The organism is Paenibacillus sp. FSL M8-0334 (genome assembly GCF_038000405.1).
Lineage (GTDB): Bacteria > Bacillota > Bacilli > Paenibacillales > Paenibacillaceae > Paenibacillus_AQ > Paenibacillus_AQ campinasensis.
The window spans coordinates 819,235-835,813 of the sequence record NZ_JBBOCH010000001.1; the positions used below are offsets into that span (position 1 = coordinate 819,235).

Sequence of the window (16,579 nt, forward strand, 5' to 3'; positions counted from 1 at the left end):
CTTCACCACCATTCACCATCAAGGAGGACTTACCCGTATATGTCGATTTCACCGGATCATACGCTGTATGAAATCGGAACGAACCCTGCCCCCGGCGGGCATGATCTGGCTGTGCTGTTCAGCGGTGAAGGCAGACCCATTCCTCGCCACAAGGTCGGGCCGATGATTCATGATTACTGCCTCATTCATACCGTGCTGTCAGGCGAAGGATTCTTCGAGTGCGCAGGCAAGTCTCATGCATGCCGGGCCGGGGATACCTTCGTTATTCTGCCGGGCGTGCTGTTCAGCTATGAGGCGCATGAACGAAATCCGTGGCACTACCAGTGGGTAGCCTTTCAAGTGAAAGGAGCCCCTCTGCTCATGAGCGACATGGGCGTTACGCCAGCCAGGCCGATCATCCGCTGCAGCGGTCAGGAAGCACTGGACAGCCTTTCGCTTATGTACCAGCACATCCGGCTGGGCTTCAACCAGTCCGCCTACCCGTGGCTGGAGGATCTCGAAGCCTCGGGCTGGCTGAAATTGCTGCTGCACAAGCTGGCCATGCTCAATTACGCGCAGCTGCCCGAGCCGGATACCTCCGATATTGAAAGAGGGGTCCGACAGGCGGAGCGATGGATATCTACCCAGTACCATCAGCAGCTGTCGATCGACCAGATGGCCAAGACGCTTGGCTATCATCGGGCTCATCTGTCCAAATTGTTCAAGCAGCATACAGGCCTGTCGCCAATGCAGTATTTGATGAAGGTGAGAATCGACAAAGCCAAGTCCCTGATGAATACCTCCTTCTCCATTCACGAGATTGCCGCCTCGGTCGGATTTAACGACGCCCTTTATTTCTCCAAGCAGTTCCGCAAGTGGACCGGCATGACACCAAGCGAATATCGGCGGCAGTCCGAATAAGGAAGGGCCGGGGCAGCTTCCGTCGGTGAAGCCGGTGAGAAGCCTGTCATAACCAGGAAGGATGACGGTTGCCCCTGAATCCTTAATCCTTAATCCTTGGGTAAATCCGGGAGCGCCGCCATCCCTGCTTATTCTTTGACCGACCCGAGGGTGATGCCGTGAATGAAGAACCGCTGCAAGAACGGATACACCACGAGCACGGGAATCATTGCGATGAAAATTTTGGCGCTGTTCAGCGTCTGATTCGACAGCTCGTTCATCCGCTTGTACTGATCCTCGGTCATGTTGGCCGCGTCGATAATGACAACAAGCTGCTGAATATAGGTTTGAAGCGGATAATGATCCTGTCTGGACATCAGCACCAGCCCGTGAAAGAACTCGTTCCAGTGATACACAATGGTAAAAAGCAGAACGGTGGCAAGAACCGGCACGGCCAGCGGCACAAACACGCTCCACAGCATCCGCCACGGTCCGGCGCCGTCCACGAGCGCAGCCTCCTCCATCTCCTTGGGCAGATTGCGGAAATAGTTAATGATCAGGATGACATGGAAGACCGGAAGCCCTCCGCCAAGCACCAAAGCCCAGATATTGTCCATCAGCCCGAGCGACTTCATCGTCATATACCACGGAATCAGTCCGCCGTTAAACAGCATCGCAAAGATGAGAAACCACATGAACACGTTGCGCAGCCGGAATTGGCGCGGGGACTTGGACAGCGGGTAAGCCATCAGCGTCCCTATGCCGGTGGAAATAATGCCGCCCAGAACCACCCGCTGAACGGAGGTCAGGAACGAGCGGAAGAAAGCGCCATCTCCCATAATCTGCTTGTAAGAGTTGAAATTGAAGCCGACCGGCCACAGCCATACCCTACCTGCCGCTGCCGCGGACTTCTCGCTCAGAGACACGGCCAGCGTATAGATCAGCGGAACAAGACAGAGCGCGGTAATGAGCAGAAGAATGGCAAGAAGCAGCCCATCGAATATTTTGGAGCCGATTGTAGATTCCTTGACCACCTCTTTATCCCTCCTTTGCAGGTTGTACTTGAACGCATACGATCCCTTTTAGAAGATGCGATAATTCGCGAATCTTGAAGCCAGTGCATACGAGATAATGATCAGGATGAAGCTGACCACCGACTTCAGCAGCCCGACCGCTGTCGCCAGACCGTACTGCAAATTGAGCAGCCCCTCCCGGTACACCCATGTGTCAATAATATCTCCGGTCGAGTAGACCAGCGGGTTATACAGGTTGAAGATTTGATCAAAGCCCGCATTCAGCACGTTTCCGAGGCTCAGCACCGCAAGCAGCACAATCGTGGTGGTAATCCCCGGCAGCGTCACATGCCAGAGCCGGCGGAACCTCGAGGCCCCGTCAATCGCCGCAGCCTCATACAGCACCGGGCTGATGCCCGTCAGAGCTGCCAAATAGATAATGGTGTTAAATCCGAATTCCTTCCACACATCGCTGGCCACAACCATGAACGGGAACAGCGCCGAATTGGCGAAAAACAGTACAGGCTCAAACCCCAGCGCCTTGAGCATTCCGTTGACCGGCCCGCTAAAAGAGAAAATATCCAGTAAAATGCCGGCCAGAATGACCCATGACAGAAAATGCGGCAAGTATACAATCGTCTGAATCCAGCGCTTGATAAGCGCGAGCCGCAGCTCATTGAGCATGAGAGCAAACACAAGCGGAACCACCAGGTGAGCGGCCATCTTCATGACGGCAATGAACACCGTGTTAAAAAAGATCGAGCGTATGTCCGAGAGCGCAAACATATAATCGAAATTTTCAAGCCCAATCCAGGCCGAGCGGAAGAAGCCCGCACCCGGATTGAAGTCCTGAAACGCGATGACGATGCCAAACATCGGCACAATACTGATCAGAATCAACCAAACCATGCCGGGAAGCAGCATCAAGTAGTAATGCTTGGAAAAGCTGCGGTTGTTCATAGGTCACCCCTATCCTTCACCTCGTCCAGAGGCGAACGTTCATCAGGAAGGTTTACTGCTGGATGTATTCTTTTACCTCTTCGGTAATTTTGTCGCCGCCTTGCTTCTTCCAATTGTCAACAAACGTATCGAACTCCTCAAGCGGAGCGGCACCTACGATAATTTTCAGAAAGGTTTCGTCCTCCAGCTTTTTCAGGTTGGTCCAGCGGGATTCCATCGTTTTCGTTTGGGAATAGAGCAGGCTGTACACTTTGTTATAGTCCTCAAGGAGTGTGGACGCCCCGACCAGGAGCGAATACTGGCGGCTCCATACGCCAAGGTCGGCCTGCGGGTCCCAATACTGGATATCCATGTTGTCATACGGCTCTTTTTTCACTTTTTTGACATTCTGCAGGTCGGCGGCAAGCAGCTTGTATCCCGGATCGTTGAAATCCTCGGGCGTCTTGGTGCCGGCCAGCACTTCCTGCAGTGCCTTGGCGGAATATTCGCTCTCATCCGGCGCCGATTGCGGCACGCGCAGCGGGTAGTAGCCGATGCCTACGCTGATATCAAACTTCGCCTCATCACGTATCAGCAGATTGAGCATTTTGACCACGGCCTCCGGATGTTCATAGTCTTTCCGGACGACCACGAACTGGGTGGAAGATGTGCCCATCCGGGCATTAAACTGACCTTCCGAATCCAGTGGAAGCAGATAGGCCTGCCAGTTGGCATCCGGTTCATTCTTGATCGCATCGGGCAGCGGACCGTAGCCCATCCACCACGGAGCGAAGAAGATGCCGGACTGACCGCTTTTGACCGGCTCATGGGCATCCTTACGGACGCCGATCTCCCGGTCGATCAGCCCTTTCGCATACCAGTCACGCAGCTTGCCGAGCGCTTCCTTCGTTTCCGGCAGTATTGAGCCGTATACCGGATCTCCGTCCTCACCTTCGATCCAGAAGCCCGGGTAAGCCCGGAAGGCGCCAAACACAGGATCAAGCCCGTACAGGTTGTTCGTTGAAGCCAGGAAATGAGCGTACAGCAGGCCGCCGCTTTCCGGTCCGGAAATGCCGATGGTGTCGTCCTTCCCGTTGCCATCCGGGTCTTGGGTAACGAAAGCCTCCGCTACCTTTTCAAGATCATCGATCGTCCGGGGCGGCTCCAGGCCGAGCTTATCCAGCCAATCCTTGCGAATCCAGAGCTGATGCACGCCATCCGCATGCACCTGCACGCTTGGAATGGCATACATTTTGCCATCGAATGTGACGGACTGAGCGGCGATGCCGCCGGTTTTTTCAATGAAGCTTTTCATGCTGGGCGAAGCGTAACGATCATAGATGTCAGTCAGGTCAGCCAGCTGGCCCGCCTTCACCATCTGCCTGAGCTGCATGTCATTCACGACCAGCGCATCCGGCAGATCGTTGCTGGAGATGGACAGATTCACCTTCTGATCGTAGTTGGGCCCCGAAGCCGCCTGCCAGGACACCTTGGTGTCTATGTTCAGCATGTCCTTGACGTAACGGGAATACTGATTGGTCTCGGGTGTATCGCCAACCGGCAAGCTTTTATCCGTAGCATCCACCGATTTGCCGTACGTCAGCGTAATCGTCTCCTCATACTTTCCGAACGGATCGGGCGTCTCCTCCTTCACCGCCCCGCCGCCATCCGCACCCGCGGATGCAGGACCAGTACTGCTGCCGCCTCCGCTGCAAGCCGTCAGGAACACAAGCAACAGTGTTAATCCAAGCAAACCTACCTTTTTCATCCCTTCATTCCTCCCCCTTCGAAATCAACAGATGAGTATGTTTGAATACCTGTATCCAAGTTAACATATATGAAAGCGCTTTAAGTTGGATGGATGGCGTCAATCCAGGGTGAGATATGAACGAAAAATACGAGCATTTACAGCCCCTTTCCTGATGCCGGTCAAATCTCCCCCTCTTATCGGTCAGATGTCTAACCTTCCGCCTCCCCGGAAGCCGATGAAGAGCTTCATGGGTCGGGTTCCTTAGCTTCCCGCTAGTCATAATCGTTCATCAACTGGAGCGGAACGGTGGCTTCGGCAGTGTTGGCGGTACTCGCTGGGCAGCATCGAGGTGAGTCGCCGGAACACTCTGCTGAAGTACTTCTCATCCAGATAACCCGTTCTTCCGGCAATCCACGGAATCGGCTTGGATGTTTCCCTCAGGTACACCTTCGCCTGCTCAATCCGGCACCAGCGTAAGTAATCATTGAAGGGCTGACCCACCAGATCCTTGAAGCACTGATTGAAATAGCTTCTGCTCATGTTGACCCGCCTGGATACGTCAACGGCATAGAGCGGCTGATCAAGCTCTGCGTGCATGATGGCCACCGCGGCTCGAATGCTCTCGACCACCTCGGGGGAATACTTGTGTCCCTGCCCTTCTTGCGGCAGCTGTGGCAGCTGCGGCTGGGCAGACCCGATGTTCACTGTCTCGGGCTGCTGCATCCGGGATGAGGAATGGCCAGGATCACGAGCGGCCCCGTCATAACGCTTCGCCTCTTCCTCTGCGATTCGCTTCCGAATCCGACCCAGCACCTCCTCAAAATGCTCCTTCTCCAGCTGAATTTTCGCTATATAATCGATGGCGCCGAGCCTCAGCGCCTCCTGTACATATTCAAAGTTCTGATGCAGCGTCAGCACAACGATATACATCTCAGGATACAGGCGCCGCACCTCCCGCATCAATTCGATGCCGGACATGACCGGCATCGCCAGATCCGTGAACAGAATGTCGGCCTCGTTACCTTCAAGCCATTCCAGCGCTTTCTCGCCGCTCGCTGCATCATGCACCACCTCCATGCTGAAGCTTGTCCACGGCATGGCAGAGAGCAGCCCTTTACGCACCAGCTTGTCGTCATCCACAATCAATACTTTCATCATCCCGATCCCCTCCTGTCATCGGCAGCCGCAGTACAACGGTCGTGCCTTGACCGCTCATGCTGTCCAGATTCAGCACGGCCTGCCCTTCGTAATGTGCGGCCAGCATCCGCTTCACATAGTTCAATCCAATGCCCATGCCAACCTTCTCATGATCGGCTTCCTCCTGCTCCAGCAGCCTGCGCAGCGCCGCCTCCGGAATGCCCATGCCATTGTCCCGGATGGCGATTTCGGCCATCTCCCCGTCCGGACGCACTTCCACCTCAATCCGGCCGTCATCCTTCAGGCCGTGGTAGAGGGCATTTTCTACGAGCGGCTGGAGGATGAACCGTGGAACCGGCGTATCCAGGAGCGCTTCATCCGCATGAATATGAACGTCAAACCGAAAATCGTATCGGATTTGCTGTAGTGTCAGATAAGCTCTGAGGGATTCGATCTCTTCGCCAATCGTTGAAATCTTGCCAAGCTTGCCCAGGTTATAATACAGCAGCTTGTTCAGCGACGTTACGAGCCGGTCGATTTCCTCCTGCCCATTCATAACGGCCAGCCAATGAGCCGTATCCAGCGTATTCATTAGAAAATGCGGATTAATCTGGTACAGCAGCTTCTCGATTTCAAGGTCAGCTCTCCGCTTCTCCTTCCGCTCCACGTCTGCGAACAGCTCGGCAATCTGCGCCTTCATCCGCCGAAACTGCCGAAGCACATGCTCGAATTCCGGAATGCGAGCGGCAGCCTTCTCATCAGCCGGACGATAGCTGTTATCTGTCATATGCTTGATCTCAGCCTGGAATTTGCGCAGCGGGTGGTACACCATTGCCCATAGCAGCCAGGCGAGCCCCAGACTGACCGCACCGAACAGCGCCGAAAGTCCTCCCATCTGAAGCAGCCACAGGTTCCGCTCGGCATTGTAATCCGCGGCCGGAATCAATGAGACGATGCTCCAGCCCTGATTGCTGGTACTTTTATTCCAATAATAGCCGTTATATACGCCGGAGGAGTCGGTTATCATTTCGGGGAGACGCATATTCTCCGGAAACACATCCTGCACTTCGCTGAACGAGATGCGCCCGTCATTGTCGAGGATCAAATGTCCCATATGCTTGCCAATTCTGTCGGTCTCCAGAATGTTCTGCGTAAGCTTGAAGCCGGATTCCACATAGACGTAAATATCATCGTACTCCGGGAGCTCCACCTTGCGCAGCGCTGACAGCACATATTGGTTGCTGAGGACGTCCTGGCTAATATGAGGCCCGTAATAGGAAATGGTATAATATCGTGCCAAGAGCGGAAGAGACTCCAGATTAAACGTGTCCTTGACATCAGAATTCTCGAACAGCGTCGCGCCGCTCTGGCTGAAATAATAGGTGGTAAGCCCGATATTCGGATTGGTAAAAGTGATCAGATTGAGCTGCGTCTTGATATCTTCGGTGCGCCAGATGCGCCCGTAAGGCTCTCTTTCCAGCAGAAACTGTTCCAGCTGCTTGCCGATGCTGCCTTGATATGCAAGCTGCTGGGATACATGATTCAGGTTGCTGATCGTGGTCTCCAGCGACAGCTGAACCTGCCGGAGATTGCTCTCAATGCTGGACTGCAGCTTGGTGTTCTGGATGGAGGTAATGGCGTTGTACGACACAAACGCTGTACTAATAAAGGGGATTAACGTGCTTGCGGTAAAAATCATCAGGATTCGTTTCTTCAACGTCAGTGAGATCGGGGCTCCTCGAGACAGCGCTTTCATCATTTTGAACGACATATTTCGGCATCACTCCCTTGCGATCGTGTACAGCTATCATGGCATGACTTCAGCGCACCCCGCAATCAGAACATATCATCGCGCCGATTCTGTCCGCTCCTCCGCGAAAAGGAGACTCATAGAAAAAGCCCGGGTACGCGGCACCGGAAGCTGTATGCTTCGATGCCGCTCCCGGGCTTACACCGCTGCGATATCCTTCCTTTAAGCAGGCTGCGGGGCACAGCTGCTCCGCTGCTTCCTATACGCTGCAGGCTTAGGCCTGCGCTTCATACAGCTGCACGATTTCGATTATGGTCTTCACCGCCAGCACCATATTGTCGGCGGATATGTACTCGAATCGCCCGTGAAAGTTCTCGCCGCCGGTGAAAATATTCGGTGTCGGCAATCCCATATAAGACAGCTGCGAGCCGTCGGTTCCCCCGCGAACCGGTTCGATGATCGGCTTGATGCCAAGCTTCTCCATCGCGGTCTGGGCAATGTCCACCACTTCTTTTACAGGCTCAATCTTCTCTCTCATATTGTAATACTGATCGCGCATCTGAAGTATAATCCGCTCTTCGCCATACTTGCGCTGGAGCTGCTCCACGATGGAGGCCAGTGTGCTCTTCCTTGCTTCAAAACGCTCCCGATCATGATCGCGGATAATATACCGGAGCTCGGTCAGCTCTACATCGCCTTCAATGGAAGTGAGATGATAGAAGCCCTCATAGCCCTCCGTAAACTCCGGCGCCTCGCCTGCCGGGAGCATGCCATGCAGTTCCATGGCGATTTTGGCGGCGTTCACCATTTTGTCTTTTGCCGTGCCAGGATGAACATTTTTGCCCTTGCACGTCACCAGGGCTGCCGCGGCATTGAAGCTTTCATATTGCAGCTCTCCAAGCGGGCCGCCGTCCATCGTATACGCATACTTGGCGCCAAAGCCTTCCACATCGAACTTGTGCGGCCCCCGGCCAATCTCCTCATCAGGCGTAAAGCCTACGCGAATCCGGCCGTGCTTCAGCTCCGGATGCTGAATCAAGTAGGCCATCGCCGTCATGATCTCGGCAATTCCGGCCTTGTCGTCAGCGCCCAGCAGCGTCGTGCCGTCGGTTGTAATCAGCGTATGCCCCTTGTAGCGTGCCAGCTCGGGGAAGTCTTTAGGGGAAAGAATCACCTGCTGCCCCTCGTTAAGTACGATATCCCCGCCATCATAACTGTCCACGATCTGTGGCTTTACACCCGCTCCGGTAAAGTCAGTGGCTGTATCCACGTGGGCAAGGAACCCGATCGTCGGCACATCCTTGTCCGTGTTCGCCGGAAGGGTTGCCATCACATAGCCGTTCTCGTCCATGGTCACTTCCTGCATGCCGATCTCCTTCAGTTCTTCCACCAGCATGCGAGCCAGCGTCAGCTGTCCCGGAGTGGAAGGGCAGGTGCTGCTGTTCTCGTCCGATTGTGTATCCACCTGGGCGTACCTCACGAGTCTGTCGATTACTTCGTTTTTCATACTCTCAACTCCTATTACGGTTTAGGGCTTCTATATGTGACCCCGGCTTCATCAATCAAAATGAGTATACCATAATCCATGATGGACATTAAAAAGCAGCCGCGCCCTGTTTCTTAGGGTACGGCTGCACAGACATTCCTTAAAATGCAGGAAGCGCAATATCCGAATAATTCTCTTCGAAGAAGGCTTTCACTTCCGGGCTCGTCATGGCTTCGGCCAGCTTCTGAATCGGCTCGGAATCGACGTTATCCTTGCGTGCGATCAACGTGATCGTAAACGCCGAATCATTGCCCTCCGTAATGAGCGCATCCTTGTTCGGCGTCAAGCCGAGCGGCTTCGCATAGGCCGGTGTCATCGCCACCATGTCCACATCGTCCAGCGTGCGCGCCAGCATCAGCAGATCGACTTCCTGGAACTTGAAGTTTCTGTTGTTCTCGACAATGTCTGCCTGGGTCGCCTTAATGCCGACACCCTCCTTGAGCTTGATCAGCCCTTCCTTCTCGAACATGACCAGGGAGCGGCCAATGTTGGAAGGATCGTTCGGAATGGCGATTGTCGCACCGTCCGGCAGCTCCTCAATATCGCTGTAACGCTTCGAATATGCTCCGAATACCGCGTTGTAGATCGGAACTACAGGCACGAGCTCGGAGCCGTTGTTGGCGTTGTACTCTTCCATGTACGGCACATGCTGGAAGAAGTTCGCATCCACTTCCTTGTTGGCAAGCGCATTGTTCGGCTGCACGTTATCCGACAAAATAACGACCTCCAGCTCAATGCCCTCCTCCTGAAGCTTCGGTTTCACCAGATCGAGCACTTCCGTCATCGGCGGAATGAGCGATGCAACCTTCAGCTTCACAGGTTGTGCAGGCGCGGATTCTGCGCCGTCGCTGCCGGATGTTCCCTCTTCTGCAGGCTGTTGCCCGCAGCCGGCCAGAACCAGCATCACGGACATAAATAGTGCAAGTGCTTTATATTTCATGTTGATCTAACCCCCAAGTTTATAAAAATATCGCGATTGCTCTCGCTTCGTTGTATCACGGCCCCTTATCAGGCCCTTCTCTTATCCAGCAGCCTTGCGGCCAGGCTGCCGCCAAACTGGATGGATTGTACCAGTATGATCATGACGATAATCGTAAATACCATGAGCTCATTCTCGAATCGCTGGTATCCATAGCGGATGGCAAAGTCCCCGACACCGCCGCCCCCGACGATACCCATCACGGTGGAGTAGGAAATAAAGCTGATTGTCGATGTGGTGAGGCCCAGCGTCAGTCCGGACCGCGCCTCGACATACAGAAACTTGATGATCAGCTGCAGGGTGGAAGCACCCATGGAGGATGCGGCCTCGATAACCTCCTTCGGCACTTCGAGCAGCGACTGCTCCACCAGTCTGGAATAGGTGGCAATCGCTACAACGGATAGCGGCACCGCCGCAGCTACCGTGCCCAGCGATGTGCCAACGATCATGCGGGTGATCGGAATCATGGCCACCACGAGCAGCAGAAACGGAAAGGAGCGGATGATGTTCACCAGACCGTTGACGATGGAAAACACCGCACGATTCTCGTACAGCTGACCCTTGCGGCATAGGAACAGCAGCGTTCCGACCGGAAGGCCCAGGCATAGCGCAGCGGCAATCGAAATGCCCACCATCACGAACGTCTCCCCAATCGCATGCCAGATTTCCTTCTGGTACGGCATCACATGGGCCATGAAATCATGCAAATACTGAACAACGTCCAATTGCATCCCATTCATGTCGGGTCTCCCTCTTTCACAACCGGATAAGTCGTCACCAATCGTCCGCTCTCCATCACCGATATATGATCACAAATGCGGTTTACCACATCCATTTCGTGGGACACGATCACAATCGTCACCCCAAGCTGAAGGTTGATATCCTGCAGCACCGATAGAATGTCCGCCGTCGTCCTCGGGTCAAGCGAAGAGGTAGGTTCATCGCATAGAAGCACCTTCGGGTAATTGGCCAGCGCCCGGGCAATCGCAACCCGCTGCTTCTGGCCTCCGCTGAGCTGTGAAGGGTAATGCTTCGCCTTATCTTCAAGCCCGACATACTTCAGCACCTCGGCAGCGCGCTTCATCCGCTCCGCCTTCGGCATCCTGGCCAGCTCAAGCGGCATAGCCACATTGCCAAGCACGGTGCGGTTGCTGACCAGCTGGAATTGCTGAAAGATCATGCCGATCGCTCTTCTGGCTTCCCTCAGCTGCCGCTCTCCCAGCAGTGTCAGGTCCTGCCCGTTCACCATAACTTGACCGGAATCGGGCCGCTCCAGCACATTGATCATGCGCAGCAGCGTCGATTTCCCTGCCCCGCTGGTGCCGATAATGCCGTGAACGCTGCCTTCCTCAATATGAAGTGATACCGGCTCGACCGCCTGATGGCGGGTTCCCCCGGTAACAAAGCTTTTGCTGACATTGTGCAGCGATATCAGAAGAATCCCTCCCTTTCTTGGCCGCCGTGCTAACATGAAGAAAGCCCGCCCGGCCTTGCGGCCAGCGAGCGTAATTGCTTGAGCAACATATAGAATCATACCACAAATTAAACGGCAGGTGTTCATTCGTTCATCCAAACTTCAGGATAAATATAGCTGCTGGCCATACATGCCGGTCAGCCGCTCGACTGCACGGCTCAATATGTCCTCCTCAAATCCTTCAAGCGCCTCGATCGCTTCGACCTTCTGTGCGGGCGGCATCTCCTTGTCCAGATGGAGACTCCAGTTCACAATCGCCTGAACTGCATCTTCCATCTCGAATTGATGGTAATAGATGTAGGCTTTGTACAAATAGGTCTCTGCGTGATCCGGGATAATCTCCAGCACCTGGTTGAAGGCGTTCAGCGCCTCTTCTTCCTCGTTGTCCTTGTAGAGAATCTGACCCAGACGGAAGTATGCGCCCGGATGCCCCGGCGCCAGCGACAGAAATTTCATTGTGTCCTCCCTGGCCCGGGCATAGTCGAGCATGGAGTAATAGACGCCGCTGCGCAGGCTGTACAAGCTGCCAAATTCCGGATCAAGCTCAAGCCCCTGCGAGCAATCGGCCAGCGCCCGCTCCAGCTGTCCCGTTTCGATAAAGCAGACGGCCCGGAACTCATAAAACTTGGGACTGCCAGGCACGATCTCAATCGCGCGGGAATATGCATCAATCGCCAGATCCCACAGCTTCATCTCCTTATAGATATGTCCGCTTCCGGTCAAGAAAGTCGGATGATCCGCAAAGTCTTCATCCAGCCTCGCAGCTTCCTGCAGCTCGATCAGCGCCTCTTCATTGCGCCCCTGCAAATACAGGACATAGCTCAGCTTGTTGTGAAACTCGGCGTCATCCTGAAGCTCAAGGGCCTGTCTGAGCGCCGCTTCCGCCAAAGGCAGATCATACAGCTCGATGCCAATGTTGGCGCGCTGAACATAATTCGGCGCATCGTCATCCTCAAGCTCAAGCAGCTTGTTGTTCATCGCCAGCGCTTCCTCGTTGCGTCCCAGCCGATAATAGCCATCCGCCATCCAGTAGCACACCAGCGGATGCTCAGGCAGCCGGTCATACAGCTTGCGGATTAACTCGAAGGCCCGATCCTCCTGATCTTCTGCGCGGTACATTCTGGCCAGTTCGAAATAGCCCCGATAGTCCGCCGGTGCAGCCTGGATCACATGCTCCAGATCGGCCTCGGCCTTCGCTCTCCAGCCTGCTTTGGCGCGGATTGCTGCCCGCTTCAAATACAGCTCGTGGTCTTCCGGATACATCACGATCGCTTCCGTGATATACTTCTCCGCCTGTTCCCAATTCTCCAGCTGCACATAAAGCTCCGCCATCGCCGGCCGGAAGAATTGAGCCTCCTCCATCTCCTGTTGGAACGACTCAAATGCATCAAGGCTGTAATTCGAGCTACTCGCGAACAAGGCATAACCACCGTCGTCAGCGGCTGCATACCGATCGGCAAGCCGGATTCCTTCCAGCAGCACCTCAATCGCTTCCTGAACCTGACCGGTCAAGCCCAGCGAGACAGCCAGCCGGTAATAGTATAACGGGACGGCCCGATCCGGCCGGACGACACTCTGCCGCAAACAGTTCACCGCCTCCGCCGGGTTCCCGCTATCGTAGTAGGCCATTCCCAGCTCATAATAGGTAGAGGTAACGGTGCTCGCATCTTCACGCTTGATGCTCTCCTTCAGATCCCGGATGGCCTCGTCATAGTGCCCTAAATCTCTATTGGTAATTCCCCGGGTATACCAGGTGAGGTAATGATCCTTGTTCAGCCCAAGCGCCTGGTTCAAATCCTGGAGGGCTTCTTCATTCCTGTTCAGTTCACGCAAAACATGAGCCCGGAGCTCATAAGCGCGGCTGCTGCCGCTCGTTTCGATGACTCCGTCAAGATAAGTGAGCGCTTGCTCGGAATGACCGTTATGATGAAGCAGATTGGCATACTGAATCTTATCCTCAAATCTGGTGATGGCGCTTTCGCCCCGGCGCAAATAGTGCAAGGCCTGATCCCAGTTCCGTTTCTTATGATAATGCTTGCCGATAACAACCCAGATTCGTTTCATTATCTTCATGGTGCGTCACCCTTTTAATATAGTCAGCCAGGCTCCCGTTTGTCCTGTTTGCGTCTAGTCTCTATACTGTATGACGTTTTTTACCAAAAAGTAAAGAGGAACCTGAGCGGTTCCCCATTCTCTCGCCTGTTCTATTATATAGTACAAGATTGACCAAATTGTCCATAGGATGATTCTAATACACCTTATGAATGACGTCCTCGAAATCCGGGTCCTGCATGTCAACGTCGGCCAGTTCGCCCCATTGCGCCAGTAGATTCAGAATATCCAGCGTATGAATCTCCTTCCGGTTCACCTCAATCGTTACGGTATGATCCTCCACCGCTATAATGTTCAGCCGAATCGGCAGCTCAGGTTCATATGCCTCTTTGCTTATGCGGTACCCTTCGGGAATGTGAAAATCTCCCCGATAGGTAACCGTAATGACGGTGGGCAGCCCGATCGTATCCCGCAGCGACCGGACCGTGCCGTCATAGGACAGCTGGCCGTCATTAATTACCATCACGCGCCGGCACAGCTGTTCAATATCATCCATATCATGCGTGGTCAGCAGAATTGTTTTGCCAAACTCGGTGTTGAGACGCTTCAAAAATTGCCGGATATTCCGCTTGGCGTTGACGTCCAGGCCAATCGTCGGCTCGTCCAGAAACAGCACGTCCGGATCGTGGAGCATCGCAGCGGCGAGATCGGCGCGCATGCGCTGGCCCAGGGACAGCTTCCGCACCGGGGTCGCCCAGAACGACTCCAAATCCAGCAGCTCCGCAAACTGCCGCATGCGCTTCTCCTTCTCCGGTTCCCTGACCCCGTACATCCGGGCCAGAATATCAAACGAGTCTATCACCGGAAGGTCCCACCACAGCTGGCTCCGCTGCCCGAACACCACGCCGAGATTTCTTACGACCTCGCGCCGGGCCTTATGCGGGCTCAGGCCTCCGATGGACACATGGCCCGAGGTCGGGTGCAGAATACCCGTCAGCATTTTGATCGTTGTCGATTTTCCGGCCCCGTTCGGACCGATATAGCCTACAAATTCGCCTTCTTCCACCTGAAAGCTGATGCCCCGGACCGCCTCCTTCAGCCGATATTCCCTTGTAAACAGCGTGCGCAGGCCCGAGAAGCGCCCCTGCTTCACAACCGGTGTTCTGAATTCCTTGCGTATATTGCTCACTTCGATCATCACGTTCTCCTCCTCTAGCTACCGGTGCTCTGATATTTCGTAATTCCGTACTGCCAGAACCTCACGCTTAACAGCAGGCAGAACAGCGCCGCCACAGCCAGCAGCGGCAGTATCCATCCCCCGAGTTCACCGCGCAATATATACAGGGCCGGCACATAATTGACCAGTCCGACCGGAATGGCAAACAGCAGCAGCGAGATCATCCATTTTGGATACAGCGTCAGCGGATACTGGGCTGCCGAACGGGCGGCATCTTCCGTCAAATTTTGCAACACGGTAATTCTTGTCATCCAGAACCCGCAAGTTGCTGTCGCGAGTCCAATGGAAAACAAAATGACCGCACCCGTGCCAATGATGAGCAGCGTATACGGTACCGCTACCCAGCTGATCTGCCCGTCCGCCATCATGCCGTCAAGCGACCACCAGAGCAGAAACCCGCCCTGCAGGATTTCCCCAGGCATGAGCCGGAATTTCTGCGGCAGCAATGCCAGCAGCACCGGCATCGGCCGGGTGAGCAGCTGATCCAGCTCCCCGTTCACCAGATACTTTTCCAGATGATGCACTTCGTCGGCAAACATGCGGTAGATCGTTTTGGATAAGGTCATGACAGCAAACAGATATCCGATCTCATGCATGGACCAGCCTTGGATCGCTCCGAATTTATAAAGCACGATCGCCACCATCAGAAACTCAGAAATTTGGATCAGCGCAGCAAGCAGGGTGCCGAGCAGAAAGTTGAACTTGTACTGCATGCGGCTGCGAATGCTCGTTCGAATCAGCAGCGCATACAGAGATATCCAGGATCTCATCGTCATCCTCCCTGCACCTCCACCTTCCGTCTAAGGAGCAAAGTTGCCGTCAAACAGATGAGGGTCAGCAGTACGCACCAAAACAGCGTCCCCCATAAATAAGAGGCATCGCCAAAGCCTAGATAAAGTCTTGTCGGCACATACAGCAGATACGGATAAGGAGAGAGCCAGGCGATCGTTTGCAGCCAGGACGGGAGCCATTCAATCGGAATAAAAAAGCCTGCAAGCAGGTTGATCATGGCATGATTGCCCCAATACAGCCAGCTGGACTCCGTCGTCCATAACGCCGAGGCGCCAATGAGATAGTTCATGCAGATGGACAGATACGCAGCGCCGATCAGCGCGATGGCAACGTAAAGATAAGATGTAAGCGTGCCGGGTAATTGAATGGAGAACACGAAGTAATACACGAGATAGATCGGGATCGATTTGTAGATGAATTGGTAGGCAATTTGCCCCCATTCCCTAGCCATGAGGTGGGGAAACAGATGAACAGGCCTCATGAGGTCAAGCGAGATATGTCCGGTTCGGACCGTCTGGGGAATACCCAGACCGTTCGTGATGAAGCTGGTGACCCAGAGCGCAGACTGCGTGAAGGCGATATAAGCGACCATTCCCTGCGTCCCGTATTCTCCGAGCGCATGATCAGCACCGAGGCCGATCCAGATGCAGGCATACATGAAGCCGAACATCGCGCTGGCGATGTTGTGAACCATGTGGGCCCCACGGTACTGCAAATTGCGGGCATAGGCCTTCGAGGCCAAAGTGAAGTAAAGCATGTGACACCTCCGATAAGCATATTAGACGGTGAATCCGTCCACTTCAGACAAGGCGAAAATGAGAGAAGGACACCATCATACCAGATCCTTCCTAAGGAGGCAACCATTTTTTAGGCGTGAACTTCGGCCCTCGCCGTTTTGATTCAAACCGCTTTTTGCATTATTTGCATTATTCGGAACATCCGTTGTCTGACAGAGAGAACACCCAATAAGAGCTGTATACGATCCCAGAGCTTCCTCGTCCAATGTGGAATCCTAACCCGAAAAAAATAAG

The 16,579-nt window shown here is 54.3% G+C and carries 14 protein-coding genes; 1 reads left to right on the forward strand and 13 read right to left on the reverse strand.

Features of this window, described 5'->3' with window-relative positions; all coding sequences use genetic code 11:
- Positions 1-39 precede the first annotated feature (39 nt).
- Positions 40-900, forward strand: coding sequence for a helix-turn-helix transcriptional regulator (locus MKX64_RS03695; RefSeq protein WP_095267316.1), 861 nt, complete (start codon positions 40-42; stop codon positions 898-900).
- Positions 901-1,028: 128 nt separating this feature from the next.
- Here the strand turns inward: MKX64_RS03695 and MKX64_RS03700 are convergent, their stop codons facing one another.
- The 13 genes from MKX64_RS03700 to MKX64_RS03765 form a co-directional block, all read right to left on the reverse strand.
- Positions 1,029-1,913 (reverse strand): carbohydrate ABC transporter permease, encoded by an 885-nt coding sequence (locus tag MKX64_RS03700; protein ID WP_095267315.1) that lies wholly within the window; start codon positions 1,911-1,913, stop codon positions 1,029-1,031.
- A gap of 48 nt (positions 1,914-1,961) precedes the next feature.
- Entirely contained in the window at positions 1,962-2,852 is an 891-nt protein-coding gene (locus MKX64_RS03705) for an ABC transporter permease (RefSeq protein ID WP_341035347.1), read from the reverse strand.
- A 52-nt stretch (positions 2,853-2,904) separates the two neighbouring features.
- Positions 2,905-4,599 carry an extracellular solute-binding protein gene (locus MKX64_RS03710; protein WP_341035349.1) on the reverse strand — a complete coding sequence of 565 codons (1,695 nt, stop codon included), beginning with the start codon at positions 4,597-4,599 and terminating at the stop codon, positions 2,905-2,907.
- Positions 4,600-4,857: 258 nt separating this feature from the next.
- Entirely contained in the window at positions 4,858-5,739 is an 882-nt protein-coding gene (locus tag MKX64_RS24250) for a response regulator transcription factor (protein ID WP_095267312.1), read from the reverse strand.
- Complete coding sequence (locus MKX64_RS03725; protein ID WP_176475625.1) at positions 5,714-7,489, reverse strand: sensor histidine kinase; 1,776 nt, start codon at positions 7,487-7,489, stop codon at positions 5,714-5,716. The genes MKX64_RS24250 and MKX64_RS03725 overlap by 26 nt, the downstream gene beginning before the upstream one ends.
- Before the next feature lie 253 nt (positions 7,490-7,742).
- Complete coding sequence (pepT, locus tag MKX64_RS03730) at positions 7,743-8,975, reverse strand: peptidase T (protein ID WP_095267311.1); 1,233 nt, start codon at positions 8,973-8,975, stop codon at positions 7,743-7,745.
- Between the two features lie 139 nt (positions 8,976-9,114).
- A complete protein-coding gene (locus MKX64_RS03735; protein ID WP_095267310.1) occupies positions 9,115-9,954 on the reverse strand; it encodes a MetQ/NlpA family ABC transporter substrate-binding protein in 840 nt (279 codons plus the stop codon).
- 68 nt (positions 9,955-10,022) lie between these two features.
- The gene (locus MKX64_RS03740; RefSeq protein WP_095267336.1) at positions 10,023-10,724 is read right to left on the reverse strand and encodes a methionine ABC transporter permease; all 702 of its coding nucleotides are present in this window, start codon (positions 10,722-10,724) and stop codon (positions 10,023-10,025) included.
- Positions 10,725-10,729: 5 nt separating this feature from the next.
- Complete coding sequence (locus MKX64_RS03745) at positions 10,730-11,428, reverse strand: methionine ABC transporter ATP-binding protein (protein ID WP_095267335.1); 699 nt, start codon at positions 11,426-11,428, stop codon at positions 10,730-10,732.
- Between the two features lie 141 nt (positions 11,429-11,569).
- On the reverse strand, positions 11,570-13,540 hold the full coding sequence (locus tag MKX64_RS03750) for a tetratricopeptide repeat protein (protein WP_341035351.1): 1,971 nt from the start codon (positions 13,538-13,540) through the stop codon (positions 11,570-11,572).
- Positions 13,541-13,715: 175 nt separating this feature from the next.
- A complete protein-coding gene (locus tag MKX64_RS03755) occupies positions 13,716-14,717 on the reverse strand; it encodes an ABC transporter ATP-binding protein (protein WP_155618681.1) in 1,002 nt (333 codons plus the stop codon).
- A 14-nt stretch (positions 14,718-14,731) separates the two neighbouring features.
- A complete protein-coding gene (locus MKX64_RS03760) occupies positions 14,732-15,532 on the reverse strand; it encodes an ABC transporter permease (protein WP_095267307.1) in 801 nt (266 codons plus the stop codon).
- Entirely contained in the window at positions 15,529-16,305 is a 777-nt protein-coding gene (locus MKX64_RS03765) for an ABC transporter permease (protein ID WP_095267306.1), read from the reverse strand. The genes MKX64_RS03760 and MKX64_RS03765 overlap by 4 nt, the downstream gene beginning before the upstream one ends.
- Positions 16,306-16,579: the final 274 nt, after the last annotated feature.

What these genes read in the sequence shown, in the direction of transcription:
- MKX64_RS03755 (WP_155618681.1), bottom strand. Translation starts at nt 14,717, where the DNA reads ATGATCGAAGTGAGCAATATACGCAAGGAATTCAGAACACCGGTTGTG.
- MKX64_RS03740 (WP_095267336.1), bottom strand. Translation starts at nt 10,724, where the DNA reads ATGCAATTGGACGTTGTTCAGTATTTGCATGATTTCATGGCCCATGTG.
- MKX64_RS03705 (WP_341035347.1), bottom strand. Translation starts at nt 2,852, where the DNA reads ATGAACAACCGCAGCTTTTCCAAGCATTACTACTTGATGCTGCTTCCC.
- MKX64_RS24250 (WP_095267312.1), bottom strand. Translation starts at nt 5,739, where the DNA reads ATGATGAAAGTATTGATTGTGGATGACGACAAGCTGGTGCGTAAAGGG.
- MKX64_RS03725 (WP_176475625.1), bottom strand. Translation starts at nt 7,489, where the DNA reads ATGTCGTTCAAAATGATGAAAGCGCTGTCTCGAGGAGCCCCGATCTCA.
- MKX64_RS03760 (WP_095267307.1), bottom strand. Translation starts at nt 15,532, where the DNA reads ATGACGATGAGATCCTGGATATCTCTGTATGCGCTGCTGATTCGAACG.
- MKX64_RS03750 (WP_341035351.1), bottom strand. Translation starts at nt 13,540, where the DNA reads ATGAAGATAATGAAACGAATCTGGGTTGTTATCGGCAAGCATTATCAT.
- MKX64_RS03735 (WP_095267310.1), bottom strand. Translation starts at nt 9,954, where the DNA reads ATGAAATATAAAGCACTTGCACTATTTATGTCCGTGATGCTGGTTCTG.
- MKX64_RS03710 (WP_341035349.1), bottom strand. Translation starts at nt 4,599, where the DNA reads ATGAAAAAGGTAGGTTTGCTTGGATTAACACTGTTGCTTGTGTTCCTG.
- pepT (WP_095267311.1), bottom strand. Translation starts at nt 8,975, where the DNA reads ATGAAAAACGAAGTAATCGACAGACTCGTGAGGTACGCCCAGGTGGAT.
- MKX64_RS03695 (WP_095267316.1), top strand. Translation starts at nt 40, where the DNA reads ATGTCGATTTCACCGGATCATACGCTGTATGAAATCGGAACGAACCCT.
- MKX64_RS03765 (WP_095267306.1), bottom strand. Translation starts at nt 16,305, where the DNA reads ATGCTTTACTTCACTTTGGCCTCGAAGGCCTATGCCCGCAATTTGCAG.